This is a genomic window from Saliniramus fredricksonii (assembly GCF_900094735.1).
In the GTDB taxonomy this organism is placed as follows: Bacteria; Pseudomonadota; Alphaproteobacteria; order Rhizobiales; family Beijerinckiaceae; genus Saliniramus; species Saliniramus fredricksonii.
This window is the reverse complement of the sequence record NZ_FMBM01000001.1, coordinates 151,972-168,618: the sequence shown is the minus strand read 5'-3', so window position 1 is coordinate 168,618 and position 16,647 is coordinate 151,972. Positions and strand designations below refer to the sequence as shown.

At 63.6% G+C, this 16,647-nt stretch carries 11 protein-coding genes and 1 tRNA gene; 11 read left to right on the top strand and 1 reads right to left on the bottom strand.

Annotated elements, in window-relative coordinates; translation table 11 throughout:
• The first annotated feature begins 79 nt into the window (after window positions 1-79).
• Window positions 80-823 (top strand): sulfite exporter TauE/SafE family protein, encoded by a 744-nt coding sequence (locus tag GA0071312_RS00800; RefSeq protein WP_083204182.1) that lies wholly within the window; start codon window positions 80-82, stop codon window positions 821-823.
• Here the strand turns inward: GA0071312_RS00800 and GA0071312_RS00795 are convergent, their stop codons facing one another.
• On the bottom strand, window positions 824-2,011 hold the full coding sequence (locus tag GA0071312_RS00795) for a CaiB/BaiF CoA transferase family protein (protein WP_238947040.1): 1,188 nt from the start codon (window positions 2,009-2,011) through the stop codon (window positions 824-826).
• A 238-nt stretch (window positions 2,012-2,249) separates the two neighbouring features.
• Between GA0071312_RS00795 and tuf the strand changes: the two genes are divergently transcribed.
• The 10 genes from tuf (at window position 2,250) to rpoC (ending at window position 16,072) form a co-directional block, all read left to right on the top strand.
• A complete protein-coding gene (tuf, locus tag GA0071312_RS00790) occupies window positions 2,250-3,440 on the top strand; it encodes an elongation factor Tu (protein ID WP_074443218.1) in 1,191 nt (396 codons plus the stop codon).
• A 135-nt stretch (window positions 3,441-3,575) separates the two neighbouring features.
• Window positions 3,576-3,652: transfer RNA gene (locus GA0071312_RS00785), tRNA-Trp, on the top strand.
• A gap of 190 nt (window positions 3,653-3,842) precedes the next feature.
• Window positions 3,843-4,040, top strand: a complete 198-nt coding sequence (secE, locus tag GA0071312_RS00780) for a preprotein translocase subunit SecE (protein ID WP_074443229.1) — start codon at window positions 3,843-3,845, stop codon at window positions 4,038-4,040.
• A gap of 14 nt (window positions 4,041-4,054) precedes the next feature.
• A complete protein-coding gene (gene nusG, locus GA0071312_RS00775) occupies window positions 4,055-4,591 on the top strand; it encodes a transcription termination/antitermination protein NusG (RefSeq protein ID WP_074443228.1) in 537 nt (178 codons plus the stop codon).
• A gap of 158 nt (window positions 4,592-4,749) precedes the next feature.
• Complete coding sequence (gene rplK, locus GA0071312_RS00770) at window positions 4,750-5,178, top strand: 50S ribosomal protein L11 (RefSeq protein WP_074443227.1); 429 nt, start codon at window positions 4,750-4,752, stop codon at window positions 5,176-5,178.
• Between the two features lie 10 nt (window positions 5,179-5,188).
• Window positions 5,189-5,887, top strand: a complete 699-nt coding sequence (rplA, locus tag GA0071312_RS00765; RefSeq protein ID WP_074443226.1) for a 50S ribosomal protein L1 — start codon at window positions 5,189-5,191, stop codon at window positions 5,885-5,887.
• Window positions 5,888-6,401: 514 nt separating this feature from the next.
• The gene (gene rplJ, locus GA0071312_RS00760; protein ID WP_074443225.1) at window positions 6,402-6,920 is read left to right on the top strand and encodes a 50S ribosomal protein L10; all 519 of its coding nucleotides are present in this window, start codon (window positions 6,402-6,404) and stop codon (window positions 6,918-6,920) included.
• A 51-nt stretch (window positions 6,921-6,971) separates the two neighbouring features.
• Entirely contained in the window at window positions 6,972-7,349 is a 378-nt protein-coding gene (gene rplL / locus GA0071312_RS00755; protein ID WP_074443224.1) for a 50S ribosomal protein L7/L12, read from the top strand.
• Between the two features lie 294 nt (window positions 7,350-7,643).
• Window positions 7,644-11,771 carry a DNA-directed RNA polymerase subunit beta gene (rpoB, locus tag GA0071312_RS00750; RefSeq protein WP_074443223.1) on the top strand — a complete coding sequence of 1,376 codons (4,128 nt, stop codon included), beginning with the start codon at window positions 7,644-7,646 and terminating at the stop codon, window positions 11,769-11,771.
• A 113-nt stretch (window positions 11,772-11,884) separates the two neighbouring features.
• Window positions 11,885-16,072 carry a DNA-directed RNA polymerase subunit beta' gene (rpoC, locus tag GA0071312_RS00745; RefSeq protein ID WP_074443222.1) on the top strand — a complete coding sequence of 1,396 codons (4,188 nt, stop codon included), beginning with the start codon at window positions 11,885-11,887 and terminating at the stop codon, window positions 16,070-16,072.
• Window positions 16,073-16,647: the final 575 nt, after the last annotated feature.

The following is a 16,647-nucleotide window of genomic DNA, read 5'->3' as shown; positions in this document are numbered from 1 at the left end:
CCCGTTGCGCGGGCAGGCCGGCGCGGGCATAGCTTTCGCATCGCGCGGCAGGTGGGCATTCTTGGAACGAGGTGGATACGTGGAACTTGAATCGGCCGTGATGGTCACGCTGGGACTGATGCTCGGCGGTTTCGTCAAGGGGGCGACCGGGCTGGGTCTGCCGCTGGTCACCATCCCGGTTCTCGCCGCCTTTCTCGGCGTGCAGCACGCCATCGCCATCATGATGGTCTCGCTCGTGATGACGAATATCTGGCAATTGTGGAAGTTCCACGCCTATCGCGAAGGCAGCGGCTTCCTCAAGGCGTTGCTGCCGACGGGGTTCGTCGGCGTCATCATCGGGACCTGGGCGTTGACGGCGCTGCCGGCGACGACCTTGTCGCTGCTGCTCGCGGTCATGGTGGTGCTTTATATCGGGCTCTCGCTGGCGCGCCCGGAAATGCGGATCCCGCCCGATTCCGCCTGGCGCTGGTCGCCGGCCGTCGGCTTCTTCGGCGGGATCCTGCAGGGCGCGACCGGGATTGCGGCGCCCATCACCGTGACTTTCATCCACGCAATGCGGCTGGCGCGCGAGACCTTCGTCTTCACGCTCTCGGCCATGTTTCTGGCTTTTACCGGCACGCAGTCCGTGGCGCTCGCCGTAACGGGGATTCTCACCTTCGAGCGCTTCCTGCAGGGCTGGCTGGCGCTCCTGCCGATCGCGCTCGGCATGGTGATCGGGCACTGGGCCGGCAAGAAATTCAGCCGCAAGGCCTTTGAGCGGCTGATCCTGATCATTCTGGCACTGATGGCCGCGCGCTTGCTCTATAGCGGTCTCGTCGGCTGATCATTCCCCGAATTCACGCCGCAAGGCCGCGCCATGCGCATCGAGGGCGGGGACCGGGCGCAGGGCCGGGCTCTGTCCGTCGGCCAGCGCGCCGGGGGCGAGCATGGTGACCGCCCCTGCCGGCGTCTCCACCGTCACGAACCGGTTTTGCGGATGCGCCCGCAGATCCGCCATGGTCGAGACGCGGCCATAGGCGATTCGGGCCGCCTCCAGTCGTGCTGCCATGGCGTCGCGGGGAATGGCTGCGAAGACGGTCTCGATGATCGCATCCAGCGCCGGGCGGTTGCGCACGCGCGCGGGATTGTTGATGAAGCGCGGATCCGCCGCGACGTCCGGACGATAGAGCACCTGCGTGCAGAAATTGCGCCATTCGGTCTCGTTCTGGATGGAGAACAGGACCGATTTGCCATCCGCGCAGGCATAATCGCCATAGGGGGCGATGGTCGGATGGTTGAGCCCGCAACGCTGCGGCGTCACGCCGCCATAGGCGTATTGCAGGTAAGGGACGTTCATCCAGTCCGCGAGCGCATGATAGAGCGAGACTGCGACATGGCGACCGCGCCCGCTGATGCCGCGCGCGATCAGCGCCTGGAGAATGTTCTGATAGGCCGTCATGCCGGCGGCGATATCGCAGACCGAAACGCCCGTGCGGGCCCGGCCTTCCGGCGTGCCGGTGATCTCCGAGAGCCCGCTCTCGGCCTGCACCAGGAGATCGTAGGCCTTGAGATCGCGATAGGGGCCCTCGTCGCCATAGCCGGATATGGCGCAGGTGATCAGCCGCGGATGGCGCGCCCGCAGCTCGGCCTGATCGAATCCGAGGCGCGCCACGGCGCCGGGGGCGAGGTTCTGGATGAACACGTCGGCCTTGGCGAGGATGGCGGCGAGCACCGCCTTGTCGCCCGTATCGCGCAGATCGAGGGCGATCGATTCCTTGCCCCGGTTGAGCCAGACGAAATAGGCGCTCTCGCCGTCGACGCATGTGTCGTAGCGGCGCGCGAAATCGCCCTCGGGCCGCTCGATCTTGATGACGCGTGCCCCGGCATCGGCGAGCCGGCTCGAGGCATAGGGCGCGGCGACCGCCTGTTCGAGGGTGACGACGAGAAGGCCGGAGAGCTCCGTGCCGGGCGGGCAATCGGACGCGTGGGCCTCTGCCGGCTGCGTGCCGTCATCTTCGTCGCGCATTGTCATGACCACCCCTCGTCGATCAGTCATCCCGGGCCATGGGCGGCACTGCGGGCATGCCCGGGACCTGCCGGGTTGCCTGTACACTATCGCTCCTGTTGCGGAGTTTGAACGCCTTCTGGCGTTTTTGCTCTTGAAGCGCAGACCAAAGCGCTTTATGCGGGCGCGCACAGGCGCAGCCGTGACTACGCCACCGGCAGCTATCGCCACCCACTCTGGAATCGAGGCGTCAGGGACCAAAGCCATGGCCAAGGAAAAGTTTGAACGTAACAAGCCGCACTGCAACATCGGCACGATTGGTCACGTTGACCACGGCAAGACGTCGCTGACTGCGGCGATTACGAAGGTTCTGGCGGAGTCTGGTGGTGCGTCATTCATGGCGTATGACACGATTGACAAGGCTCCTGAGGAGAAGGCGCGCGGGATCACGATTTCGACGGCGCATGTCGAGTACGAGACGGCGAACCGTCACTATGCGCATGTTGATTGCCCCGGCCACGCGGACTACGTGAAGAACATGATCACGGGTGCTGCGCAGATGGATGGCGCGATTCTTGTGGTTTCTGCGGCTGACGGTCCGATGCCGCAGACGCGTGAGCACATTCTTCTTGCGCGTCAGGTTGGTGTTCCGGGACTGGTTGTCTTCCTCAACAAGGTTGACATGGTTGATGACGAGGAGCTTCTTGAGCTTGTCGAGCTTGAGGTTCGCGAGCTTCTGTCGAGCTACGAGTTCCCCGGCGACGACATTCCGATCACCAAGGGTTCTGCGCTGTGCGCGCTGGAGGATCGTTCTCCGGAGATTGGCCGTGACGCGGTTCTTGCGCTGATGGAGACGGTTGACTCGTACATTCCGACGCCTGAGCGTCCGATTGACCAGCCGTTCCTGATGCCGATCGAGGATGTTTTCTCGATTTCGGGTCGCGGTACGGTTGTGACGGGTCGCGTTGAGCGCGGCATCGTGAAGGTTGGCGAGGAAGTCGAGATCATCGGCATCCGCGACACGGTGAAGACGACGGTGACGGGCGTCGAGATGTTCCGCAAGCTTCTGGACCAGGGCCAGGCGGGCGACAATGTCGGCGTTCTGCTGCGTGGCACGAAGCGCGAGGATGTGGAGCGTGGGCAGGTTCTGTGCAAGCCGGGTTCGGTGAAGCCGCACAAGAAGTTCAAGGCCGAGGCCTACATCCTGACGAAGGAGGAGGGCGGTCGTCATACGCCGTTCTTCAACAACTATCGTCCGCAATTCTATTTCCGCACCACGGACGTGACGGGGATCGTGCAGCTTCCCGAGGGCACCGAGATGGTGATGCCGGGTGACAACGTGGCGATGGAAGTCGAGCTGATCGTGCCGATCGCCATGGAAGAAAAGCTGCGCTTCGCCATCCGCGAAGGCGGTCGCACCGTCGGCGCCGGCGTCGTCGCCGCCGTCCTGGATTGATAATTCTCGTCGCCTCGCGCAAAACGCTGTGCGAGGCGATTGTGTTTCGGATAGCGATGGGGTATGCGTCGCTGCCGTTGCGGGCCGGGTCGACGTGATCGCACGATCAGGCTGCCCGGATCGGCTTCTGCCGTTAGGAGTGTAGCTCAACTGGTCAGAGCACCGGTCTCCAAAACCGGGGGTTGGGGGTTCGAGTCCCTCCACTCCTGCCAGCGGCGGGGATGTGACGAATACGGAAACGGGGATGCATCTCCGCACCGGTATTCGCAGGTTTGTTTTTCAGGGCGGCGCGGGCCATGGCGGCTCCGCGCCCGTTCGATATGGGGCGCGCGCCGTCCCCGGACGCATGGCCGCAATCGAGAGCGACGGGCGAGCGATGGTGACCCGTCAGGCGAGAGAGTGATGGCGAAGACGAATCCGTTCGAATTCATGCAGCAGGTGCGCGCCGAGGGCTCGAAGGTCACCTGGCCGACCCGCAAGGAGACCATGGTGACCACCGGTATGGTCTTCATCATGGTGATCCTGGCCGCGCTGTATTTCCTCGTCGTGGATCAGATCCTGCGCTGGGGCGTGGGTTTCATCCTCGGTTTCGGTGGTTGAGGAGCGCGACGGTCATGGCAAAGCGCTGGTATATCGTCCACGCCTATTCGAATTTCGAGAACAAGGTCGCGCAGTCCCTGCAGGACCAGGCCGCGCAGCGCGGGCTCGAAGACATGTTCGAGGAAATTCTCGTGCCGACCGAGAAGGTCGTCGAGGTGCGCCGCGGCCGCAAGGTCGATACGGAGCGCAAGTTCTTCCCCGGCTATGTGCTGGTGAAATGCGAGATGACGGACGATGTCTATCATCTGATCAAGAATACGCCAAAGGTGACGGGCTTCCTCGGGGCCGACAAGGCCAAGCCGCTGCCGATTCCCGATCACGAGGCGGAGCGAATCAAGGGTCAGGTGGCCGAGGGTGTCGAGCGCCCGAAATCGGCGCTGATCTTCGAGGTCGGCGAGACCGTGCGCGTCTCCGACGGGCCTTTTGCATCCTTTAACGGCGTCGTCGAGGAGGTGGATGAATCGCGTTCGCGCCTCAAGGTTGCCGTCTCGATCTTCGGCCGCGCGACGCCGGTCGAACTCGAATACGCCCAGGTGGAGAAGGTCGCCTGACCTGACGATCCGTCTGCGGCGCGGCGTGCCTTGCGGTGCGCCTCATCGCGCGGGAGGCCCGCCCGGTCGCCATCCGGGCCCAGACCGGCCGCACCGCGCCCTGCAAACCCATGAACACTCCGGTCGGCAACCGGTGCGTTCGTACGTGGAGCAGTCCCATGGCGAAGAAAATCGCGGGATACATCAAGCTTCAGGTCCCCGCCGGCGCGGCCAATCCGTCCCCGCCGATCGGCCCGGCTCTGGGTCAGCGTGGTCTGAATATCATGGAATTCTGCAAGGCCTTCAACGCGAAGACCCAGCAGATGGACAAGGGCACCCCGATCCCGGTGATCATCACCGCGTATCAGGATCGGTCCTTCACCTTCGAGATGAAGCAGCCCCCGGTCTCCTACTTCCTCAAGCAGGCGGCGGGGATCAAGAGCGGCTCGCAGACGCCGGGCAAGAGCACGATCGCCAAGGTCACGCCCGAGCAGGTGCGGGAGATCGCCGAGAAGAAGATGGTGGATCTCAACTGCGACAGCGTCGAGGCAGCTGCCGCGATGATCGAAGGCTCCGCCCGTTCCATGGGCATTCAGGTCACGGGCTGAGGAGAGCGACATGGCGAAAGAAGGCAAGCGCATCCGCAAGGCCCGCGAAGGGCTTGATGCCAACAAGCTGTACGAGCTCGGTGAGGCGATCGGTATCCTCAAGGAGCGCGCCAGCGTGAAATTCGACGAGACCATCGAGATCGCGATGAATCTCGGGGTCGATCCCCGTCACGCCGACCAGATGGTCCGCGGCGTCTGCAACCTGCCCAACGGTTCCGGCCGTACCGTGCGGGTCGCCGTCTTCGCGCGCGGCGCCAAGGCCGACGAGGCCAGTGCCGCAGGTGCCGACATCGTTGGCGCCGAGGATCTGATGGAGACCATCCAGGGCGGCACGATCGACTTCGATCGCTGCATCGCCACACCGGACATGATGCCGCTGGTCGGGCGCCTCGGCAAGGTTCTGGGCCCGCGTGGCCTGATGCCGAATCCCAAGGTCGGTACGGTGACCATGGACGTCAAGGGCGCCGTCGAAGCCGCCAAGGGCGGCGCGGTGGAGTTCCGCGTCGAGAAGGCCGGCATCATCCATGCCGGCGTCGGCAAGCTCTCCTTCGAGGCCGACAAGCTGGCCGAGAACATCAAGGCCTTCGCCGATGCAGTGGCGAGGGCGAAGCCGGCGGGCGCCAAGGGGACCTATATCCAGCGTGTCTCGATCACTTCGACCATGGGGCCGGGCCTCAAGCTCGAAGTGGGCAGCGTCGTCGGCGCGTAAGCACTTTCGGCATCTGTCGTTCTGCGTGTTCGGCAGGTGCCTCGCGGGTGGTGGCGAAAGGGTCTTGACTTTTTCGCCATTTTCCCCTTGGCATCAGGGCCCTGACGGGTTATGGAGGCCACTTGCGTATTCAACTGGATCTTGTGCGCCTCACCGGGGCGACTTCTTGTTTTAGCGCAAATCGGCCCGATCCGTCGGGCTGTGGAAGGCCGGACGTGGCGGGAATGCCCGTCTCATCCGGATCTGTCCTGTCCGAGACTGCAGGTGCCGCAAGGCTTGAACCCGCGAGGGGCCGGCACAGACGGGGAAAACCGATTGCCGCATCGCCCGCTGTTTGCGGGTCGTTGCATGAGGTTCGAACCATCTCGCCCGAAGCGTGTATGCGCGGAATGGGGGACAGGGCTTGCTTGAACGGCCGCACGTTGCGGCCTCGGCAGCCCCGAGGCGAACGAGCGGCAAGTGCAACCGGCGGAGCGCCCTTCGAGGCGTTTCCGCTCAAGTCGGAGAGAGCCCAGTGGAAAGAGCAGCAAAGCGCGAGCTCGTCACGACGCTCAACGACGTATTTGCGAATACGGGCGTTGTCATCGTGGCCCACTATTCGGGTCTGACGGTTGCCGACATGCAGAAGCTGCGCGCGCAGATGAAGCAGGCCGGCGCCACCGTCAAGGTCACGAAGAACCGCATCGCCAAGATCGCTCTCGAAGGCACGGATGTCGCGTCCATCGCGCAATACCTGGAGGGGCCTACCCTTCTGGCGTATTCCGACGATCCGGTCGCGGCGCCGAAAGTCGCCACCGAATTCGCCAAGTCCAACGAGAAGCTCAGGATTCTCGGCGGGGCGATGGGGGTGACGGCTCTGGACGCGAATGGTGTGAAGGCGCTTGCCTCCATGCCCTCGCTGGACGAACTGCGCGGCACGCTCGTGGGGCTCATCAATGCCCCCGCGACCAAGATCGCCCAGCTCTCCACCGCGCCGGCGGCGAAGCTCGCCCGCGTGTTCAGCGCTTATGCCAAATCCGAGGAAGCGGCTTGACGCCCATCCTTCAAACCCAACATCGTTCGAACCTATCAGGGATCAAAGACAATGGCTGATCTTGCCAAGCTCGTCGACGACCTTTCGTCGCTCACCGTCCTCGAAGCTGCCGAGCTCGCGACCATGCTCGAAGAGAAGTGGGGTGTCTCCGCTTCCGCAGCCGTGGCCGTCGCTGCGGCTCCGGCTGCCGGTGGCGCTGCCGAAGCTGCCGAGGAGCAGACCGAATTCGACGTCATTCTTGCCGCTGCCGGCGACAAGAAGATCGAGGTCATCAAGGAAGTCCGTGGCATCACGGGTCTCGGCCTCAAGGAGGCCAAGGACCTGGTCGAAGGCGCGCCCAAGGCCGTCAAGGAAGGCGTTCCCAAGGAAGAGGCCGACAAGCTGAAGGCTCAGCTTGAGAAGGCCGGCGCCAAGGTCGAGTTGAAGTAATCAGGTGGCCGCGATCGCGGTTTCTGCCTGAATTGCGTTCCGACGGTCCCGGGTTTTCCCGGGGCCGTCGTTGCCGTCCGGTGCGCCGGGCGGTATCCACCCCCTCCGCAGCGGCGGCAAAGGCGCGGGGGAGGGGCGCGAGGGAGCGGGCACTCCTTCGCTCAGGGCCGGGGTGATCGGCGATCCCCCGCTTTCGTTTCAACCGGCGCACAGCCGGACGGCTGACCAGGCGTTCCGACGCCATCGACAGGGCCGGGAGACCCGGTCAGCCGTGCATGAGGAGCAAGGTCGGACATGGCCAACACGCTGCAAGGTCGCAAGCGCATTCGCAAATTCTTCGGAAAGATCGGGGAAGTGGCGGAGATGCCCAACCTCATTGAGGTTCAGAAGGCTTCCTACGACCAGTTCCTGATCGTCGACGAGCCCCAGGGCGGGCGTCCCGATGACGGGCTGCAGGCCGTCTTCAAGTCGGTCTTCCCGATTTCGGATTTCGCCGGAACGGCCCTGCTCGAATTCGTCAAATATACCTTCGAGGCGCCGAAATTCGATGTCGACGAGTGTCGTCAGCGCGACATCACCTTCGCAGCGCCCCTGAAGGTGACGCTGCGTCTGATCGTGTTCGACGTGGATCCCGACACGCAGGCCAAGTCCGTCAAGGACATCAAGGAGCAGGACGTCTACATGGGCGACATGCCCCTGATGACGGATAACGGCACCTTCATCATCAATGGCACCGAGCGCGTCATCGTCTCGCAGATGCACCGTTCGCCCGGCGTGTTCTTCGATCATGACAAGGGCAAGACGCATGCTTCGGGCAAGCTGCTCTTCGCTGCGCGGATCATTCCCTATCGCGGTTCCTGGCTCGACATCGAATTCGATGCCAAGGACATCGTGCATGCCCGTATCGACCGCAAGCGCAAGATCCCGGCAACGTCGCTGCTCTATGCGCTCGGTCTCGATGCCGAGGAAATTCTGGCCACCTTCTATGACCGCGTCACCTACAGCCGTGACGCGGAAGGCTGGCGTGTGCCGTTCAATTCGGAGCGCATGAAGGGTTTCAAGGGGACCGCGGATCTGATCGACGCCGATACCGGCGAAGTCGTGCTCGAGGCCGGCAAGCGCCTGACCGCCCGCGTCGTGCGCCAGCTTGCGGACAAGAACGTCACTGCCCTGCGCGCGAGCAACGAGGATCTCGTCGGCCAGTACGTGGCCGAGGATGCCGTCGATGCCAATACCGGCGAAATCTATGCCGAGGCAGGCGAGGAAATCACCGAGAAGCTGCTCGAGACGCTGGCCAATGCCGGCTTCGACGCGATTCCGGTGCTCGACATCGACCACATCAATATCGGTCCCTATATCCGCAACACCCTCGCTGCCGACAAGAACAGCACCCGCGAGGAGGCCCTGTTCGACATTTACCGGGTCATGCGTCCGGGCGAACCGCCGACCATCGAGACCGCCGAGGCGATGTTCCAGTCGCTTTTCTTCGATGCCGAGCGCTATGACCTCTCGGCTGTGGGCCGCGTGAAGATGAACATGCGTCTCGATCTCGATGCCGAGGATACCGTGCGCACCCTGCGCAAGGAGGATATCCTCGCCGTGGTCAAGGCGCTGGTCGGCCTGCGCGACGGCAAGGGCGAGATCGACGACATCGACCATCTCGGCAACCGCCGTGTGCGCTCGGTCGGCGAGCTGATGGAGAACCAGTACCGCCTTGGGCTGCTGCGCATGGAGCGCGCCATCAAGGAACGCATGTCCTCCGTCGATATCGACACGGTGATGCCGCAGGATCTGATCAACGCCAAGCCGGCGGCCGCGGCTGTGCGCGAGTTCTTCGGTTCCTCGCAGCTCTCGCAGTTCATGGACCAGACCAACCCGCTATCGGAGGTCACCCACAAGCGTCGTCTCTCGGCGCTCGGCCCTGGCGGGCTGACACGTGAGCGCGCCGGCTTCGAAGTGCGCGACGTGCACCCGACCCATTACGGGCGCATCTGCCCGATCGAGACGCCGGAAGGCCCGAATATCGGTCTGATCAACTCGCTCGCCACCTTCGCGCGCGTGAACAAGTACGGCTTCATCGAGACCCCCTTCCGCCGGGTGGTCGAGGGCAAGGTCTCCGGCGAGGTGATCTACCTCTCCGCCATGGAAGAGGCCAAGTACAACGTGGCGCAGGCCAATACCGCGCTCGACGGCGAGGGCCGCCTGACCGAGGAACTGGTGATCTGCCGCAAGGCCGGTGAAGTCGTGGTGGCACCGCCCGACAAGGTCGATCTGATGGATGTGAGCCCCAAGCAGCTCGTCTCCGTCGCTGCGGCGCTGATCCCCTTCCTCGAGAACGACGACGCCAACCGCGCCCTGATGGGCTCGAACATGCAGCGTCAGGCCGTGCCGCTGGTGCGTGCGGATGCGCCTTTCGTCGGCACCGGCATGGAGGCCGTGGTCGCCCGCGATTCGGGCGCCGCGATCGGCGCCCGGCGTGCCGGGGTGATCGACCAGGTCGATGCCACGCGTATCGTCATCCGCGCCACGGAAGAGACCGATCCCGGCAAGCCCGGTGTCGATATCTATCGTCTGCAGAAGTTCCAGCGCTCCAACCAGAACACCTGCATCACGCAGAAGCCGCTGGTGCGTGTCGGTGACGTGGTGGCCAAGGGCGACATCATCGCCGACGGCCCCTCCACGGAATTCGGCGAGCTGGCGCTGGGCCGCAACGTCCTCGTCGCGTTCATGCCCTGGAACGGCTACAATTTCGAGGATTCCATCCTGCTCTCCGAGCGGATCGTGATGGACGACATCTTCACCTCGATCCATATCGAGGAATTCGAGGTGATGGCCCGTGACACCAAGCTCGGGCCGGAAGAGATCACCCGCGACATTCCCAACGTCTCGGAAGAGGCGCTGAAGAATCTCGACGAGGCGGGAATCGTCTATATCGGTGCCGAACTGCATCCGGGCGACATCCTCGTGGGCAAGATCACGCCCAAGGGCGAGAGCCCGATGACGCCGGAGGAAAAGCTTCTGCGCGCCATCTTCGGCGAGAAGGCCTCCGATGTGCGTGACACCTCGCTGCGCATCCCGCCGGGCGTCTCGGGCACGGTGGTCGAGGTGCGCGTCTTCAACCGCCACGGCGTCGACAAGGACGAGCGCGCCCAGGCCATCGAGCGCGAGGAAATCGAGCGTCTGGCCAAGGACCGCGACGACGAGCAGGCCATTCTCGACCGCAACACCTATGCGCGCGTCGGCGAGCTGCTGGTGGGCCAGACCGGTATCGCGGGGCCAAAAGGCTTCAGGAAGGATACCGAGATCACTCGCGAGGCGCTCAACGACATCCCGCGTTCGCAATGGTGGGCCTTCGCGGTGGCGGATGATGCCCGCATGGCTGAGCTCGAAGCGATCCAGAAACAGTATGACGAATCGAAGAAGCGTCTTGAGCAGCGCTTCCTCGACAAGGTCGAGAAGCTGCAGCGCGGCGACGAATTGCCGCCGGGCGTGATGAAGATGGTCAAGGTCTTCGTCGCGGTGAAGCGCAAGATGCAGCCGGGCGACAAGATGGCCGGCCGTCACGGCAACAAGGGCGTGGTGTCCAGGATCGTCCCGGTCGAGGACATGCCCTTCCTGGAGGACGGCACCCAGGTCGATATCGTGCTCAATCCGCTGGGCGTGCCCAGCCGCATGAATGTCGGGCAGATCCTGGAGACGCATCTGGGCTGGGCCGCAGCCGGGCTCGGGCGTCAGGTCAACGAGGCGATCGAGGGCTGGCGGCGCACGCAGGATATCGCGCCCCTGCGCGAGACCATGACCCGCATCTACGGCGAGGATGAGGGGCTGGCCGATGCCGACGAGCAGACGCTGGTCGAACTCGGCTCCAACGTCACCCGCGGCGTGCCGATGGCGACGCCGGTCTTCGACGGCGCCAAGGAGGCCGATATCGAGCAGATGCTCGAAATGGCCGGGCTCAACCGCTCGGGCCAGGTCACGCTCTATGACGGGCGCACCGGCGAACCTTTCGATCGGCAGGTGACGGTGGGCTACATCTACATGCTGAAGCTGCACCACCTCGTGGACGACAAGATCCACGCCCGGTCGATTGGCCCCTATTCGCTGGTCACCCAGCAGCCGCTGGGCGGCAAGGCGCAGTTCGGTGGTCAGCGCTTCGGCGAGATGGAGGTCTGGGCGCTGGAGGCCTATGGCGCCGCCTACACGCTGCAGGAGATGCTCACGGTCAAGTCGGACGACGTGGCGGGCCGCACCAAGGTCTACGAGGCCATCGTGCGTGGCGACGACACCTTCGAATCCGGCATTCCGGAGAGCTTCAACGTGCTGGTCAAGGAGATGCGCTCGCTCGGTCTGAACGTCGAGCTGAAGAATTCGAAGGCCGGCACCCAGAACGAACTGCCGCCGTCTTCGGAGGCTGCGGAGTGAGGCTGTCCGTTCACGGATGATGCGAGATTGAGACGGCGCGGGGAAACCCCCGCGCCCCTGTGCGTTTTCGGATGGGGAGACCGTTGCGGTCCTCATCCAGCGAGGAGACGGCGATGAACCAAGAGGTCATGAATCTTTTCAACACGGCCGCCGCGCCGCAGACCTTCGATCAGATCAAGATCTCGCTTTCGAGCCCTGAGAAGATCCTGTCCTGGTCGTTCGGCGAGATCAAGAAGCCGGAGACCATCAACTACCGGACCTTCAAGCCCGAGCGCGACGGCCTTTTCTGTGCGCGGATCTTTGGTCCGATCAAGGATTACGAGTGCCTGTGCGGCAAGTACAAGCGCATGAAGTACAAGGGTGTCATCTGCGAGAAGTGCGGCGTCGAGGTCACCCTCGCGCGCGTGCGCCGCGATCGCATGGGCCATATCGAACTCGCCGCTCCCGTGGCGCATATCTGGTTCCTGAAGTCGCTGCCCTCGCGCATCGGCCTCCTGCTCGACATGACGCTGAAGGATCTGGAGCGGATCCTGTATTTCGAATCCTATGTCGTCATCGAGCCCGGCCTCACCGCCCTGAAGGAGCGTCAGCTCCTTTCGGAAGAGGAATATCTTCGCGCGCAGGACGAGTATGGCGAGGACAGCTTCACCGCCATGATCGGCGCGGAAGCGATCCGCAAGATCCTCACCGAGCTTGATCTGGAAAAGATCGCGGTCGATCTGCGTCACGAGATCGCGACAACCACCTCCGAACTCAAGCCCAAGAAGCTGCTCAAGCGCCTCAAGATCATCGAGGCCTTCCTGCAATCGGGCAACAAGCCCGAATGGATGATCATGACGGTCATCCCCGTGATCCCGCCGGATCTGCGCCCGCTGGTGCCCCTCGACGGCGGTCGCTTCGCAACGTCGGATCTGAACGATCTCTACCGCCGCGTGATCAACCGGAACAACCGCCTCAAGCGCCTGATCGAGTTGCGTGCGCCTGACATCATCATCCGCAACGAGAAGCGGATGCTGCAGGAATCGGTCGATGCGCTGTTTGATAACGGCCGGCGCGGGCGCGTCATCACCGGTGCCAACAAGCGTCCGCTGAAGTCGCTCTCCGACATGCTCAAGGGCAAGCAGGGGCGCTTCCGCCAGAACCTGCTCGGCAAGCGCGTCGATTATTCCGGTCGTTCCGTGATCGTCGTGGGCCCCGAGCTCAAGCTGCACCAGTGCGGCCTGCCCAAGAAGATGGCGCTGGAGCTGTTCAAGCCCTTCATCTACGCCAAGCTCGACGCCAAGGGCTATTCGGCAACGGTGAAGCAGGCCAAGAAGCTGGTCGAGAAGGAGCGTCCCGAGGTCTGGGATATTCTCGACGAGGTGATCCGTGAGCATCCCGTCATGCTCAACCGGGCCCCGACCCTGCACCGTCTCGGCATCCAGGCTTTCGAGCCCGTGTTGATCGAGGGCAAGGCGATCCAGCTGCACCCGCTTGTCTGCGCCGCCTTCAACGCGGATTTCGACGGCGACCAGATGGCCGTCCACGTGCCGCTCTCCCTGGAGGCCCAGCTGGAAGCGCGCGTGCTGATGATGTCGACGAACAACATCCTGCACCCCGCCTCCGGCGCGCCGATCATCGTGCCGTCGCAGGATATCGTGCTGGGTCTCTACTATCTGACCATGATGGCGGATGGTGAGCCGGGCCAGGGCATGGTCTTCGGCGATATGGGCGAGCTTGATCACGCGCTGTACCAGAAGTCGATCTCGCTGCACTCGAAGATCAAGTTCCGCGCCCAGAACGTGGCGGAGGACGGCAGCACTTTCACGCAGATCTACGACACCACGCCTGGTCGCGCGATTCTGGGGCAGCTCCTGCCCAGGAGCGTGCGCATGTCCTTCGACATCGTCAACAAGCTGATGACGAAGAAGGAAATCTCCGCGATGATCGACACGGTCTACCGCAATTGCGGGCAGAAGGAGACGGTGATCTTCTGCGACCGGATCATGGCGACGGGCTTCTACCACGCCTTCAAGGCCGGGATTTCCTTCGGCAAGGACGACATGGTCGTTCCCGACAACAAATGGTCGATCGTCGAGGAGACCCGTGTGCTCGTGAAGGATTACGAGCAGCAATACCAGGACGGTCTGATCACGCAGGGCGAGAAGTACAACAAGGTGGTCGATGCCTGGGCCAAGTGCTCCGACAAGCTCGCAGGCGAGATGATGCAGCGCATCCAGACCGTCCGCAAGGACGATGCCGGGCGCGACGAGCAGGTGAATTCCATCTACATGATGTCGCATTCCGGTGCGCGTGGTTCGCCCGCCCAGATGAAGCAGCTCGCCGCCATGCGCGGGCTGATGGCCAAGCCCTCGGGCGAGATCATCGAGACGCCGATCATCTCCAACTTCAAGGAAGGTCTGGACGTGCTCGAATACTTCAACTCCACCCACGGTGCCCGCAAGGGCCTCGCGGATACGGCGTTGAAGACGGCCAATTCCGGCTATCTCACCCGCCGCCTGGTCGACGTGGCCCAGGATGCCGTCATCCGCGAAGTGGATTGCGGCACGCAGAAGGGTATCTCGATGCGCGCCATCGTCGATGCCGGCCAGGTCGTGGCGACACTCGCCTCGCGCATCCTCGGGCGCACCGCCGGCGAGGATGTCGTCGATGCGGATGGTGCGGTCATCGTGTCGAAGGGCACGATGATCGAGGAAAGCCACATGGAGCAGATCAACGCCGCCGGTATCCAGGAGGTGAAGATCCGCTCGGTTCTCGTCTGCGAGACCAAGAACGGCGTCTGCGCCACCTGCTACGGGCGTGATCTCGCCCGTGGCACGCCCGTCAATATGGGCGAGGCGGTCGGTGTCATCGCGGCACAGTCGATCGGTGAGCCGGGTACACAGCTGACCATGCGCACCTTCCATATCGGCGGCGCGGCGCAGATTGCGGATACCTCCTTCATCGAATCCTCCTTCGAGGGCACGGTGAAGATCCGCAACCGCTATGTGGCGCGCAATTCCGACGGCGATCTCGTCGCAATGGGGCGCAACCTCGCCGTGGTCATCGTCGGCAATGACGACGTCGAACGGGCTGTTCATCGCATCCAGTACGGTGCGCGTCTGCGTGTCGATGAGGGTGACACCATCAAGCGCGGCCAGCGCATCGCGGAATGGGATCCCTATTCCCGCCCGATCCTGGCCGAGGTCGACGGCAAGGTCGCCTACGAGGATCTGGTCGATGGCGGTTCGATCGTCGAGACGGTCGACGACGCCACCGGCATCGCCAAGCGTGTCGTTATCGACTGGCGCGGCTCACCACGTACCTCCGATCTGAAGCCGGCGGTCACGGTGGTCGATGACGCGGGACAGATCCTGATGACACCGCGTGGCGGTGAGGCCCGCTCGCTGCTCCCGGTCGAGGCGATCATCGCCGCCGATCCGGGCACATCGATCAAGGCCGGTGACGTGCTCGCACGCGTCTCGACCGAGAGCGCCAAGACCCGTGACATTACGGGTGGTCTGCCGCGTGTGGCGGAACTGTTCGAGGCCCGTCGTCCCAAGGAGGCCGCGATCATCGCCGAGAAGTCGGGAACGATCGCGTTCGGGCGCGATTACAAGAACAAGCGCCGCCTGACCCTCACGCCGCATGACGAATCGGAGCCGGTGGAATATCTGATCCCGAAGGGCAAGCATATCCATCTGCAGGATGGCGACGTGGTCGAGGTCGGCGATTTCATCGTCGACGGCAATCCCGCGCCCCACGATATCCTGGCGATCAAGGGTGTGGAGGAACTGGCCGCCTATCTCGTGAACGAGATTCAGGAGGTCTATCGTCTGCAGGGCGTGACGATCAACGACAAGCATATCGAGGTGATCGTGCGCCAGATGCTGCAGAAGGTGGAAATCACCGATGGCGGCGACAGCGACCTGATCGCCGGTGAGCAGATGGATCGTCTCGAATTCAACGAGCTCAACGAGCGGCTGGTCGCCGAGCGTCGCAAGCCCGCCGAGGGCAATCCGGTATTGCTCGGCATCACCAAGGCGAGCCTGCAGACGCGGTCCTTCATCTCGGCCGCGTCCTTCCAGGAGACCACCCGCGTGCTCACCGAGGCGGCTGTCAACGGCAAGGTCGACACGCTCGAAGGCCTGAAGGAGAACGTCATCGTCGGCAGCCTGATACCGGCGGGTACGGGTGCGCTGCATGCCGATCTGAAGCAGATCGCCACGCGTCGTGACGATCTGATTCTCCAGCAGAAGGCGCAGCAATCGCAAGCCGCAGGCAGCGAATCGGCCGGACATCTGCCCACGGCCGGTGAATGAGGTCGGCGCCGGGATCGGGTGGATCATCCCGCCCGATACGCGAATCGAAAGGGTCGCCCGCCGGGCGGCCCTTTTTTCGTTGCAAGGGAACAGTTTGCACCGTTCCCAGGCGGGCGTACTTTTCCTGCGCTGTCGGCAGGTTCTCCATGCGCGAACTTGCGTTTGACGCCACGGGGAAACGGCCCCGGCACCTCGCTGGCCGGGCCGCAACCCGTATGTGCGACGAAATCGCTGGCAAACCCCGCGAAAGCCGGGATTTGCCTGTTGACTTGCGGGCGAGACGGGCTTAGAAAGCGGCCACTTACCGACGGGCCGTAGATCGGCAGTTTTCGGGGTGCCATACCCTGAACCACGCAGTCTAAACGCCGTCGCCGCTCAAATACGTCTGACGACAGTCAGCTCTTTGGGGCAAGACCGCGTTTGCGTGGTCCTCTGCGTGGCAGCGCGCCAAAGGCTCTCACGGGCCGATGGCGCGGTTTCGTTTTGCGCTCCTGGCGCAAGGCGTGTTTTCTGTCCCGGAGCAACGGAATTTCCGGATCGCCGCGCCCAGTGCGCGATCGGGATCGGGTTACATG